At 41.7% G+C, this 458-nt stretch carries 1 pseudogene; it reads right to left on the minus strand.

From position 1 onward, the window contains the following. Window positions 1-112: 112 nt before the first annotated feature. A pseudogene (locus SANK73390_RS18540) lies at window positions 113-458 on the minus strand (transposase); the annotation flags it as partial.

The following is a 458-nucleotide window of genomic DNA, read 5'->3' on the forward strand; positions in this document are numbered from 1 at the left end:
GCTATTTTTAGTTTTATCCTAGGGTTTTAAGTGGTAATTACAAAGTGTTAAGCACAGCATTGCTTACTTTGTCAGCATTATTGCGGTTAAGTTCTTTGGGTTATGGAGTAATTTAAGCGAGCAGTCTTTCACATTGACTGATGCTGGTTCGCCGTTTTACTTCTAAATGAGTATAATAGCCGTCAAGCTTATTGGGGCGCCCTACTGCCCCTTTGAACACTTTGCTAAATTGTGTGGTGAGTTTTAACCAGTTTTCAGGTGCTATGTTTAATCGTTCTAAAATAGGAAGAGTGCGTTGCTCTATATGTCCGCGTTTATCTTCTCTCATACAGCGGCCCGTTAGCTCAACTTAATTCTAAATAAGACTTTAACTCAAAGGGTAGCCCTTTGGGCATGTGTTTTCTGGGGCTACCTGCAAAGCGGGACAGTTGTCTAGGCTGTTTTGCTTCTCTTGCCGC

The organism is Pseudoalteromonas sp. SANK 73390 (genome assembly GCF_054966645.1).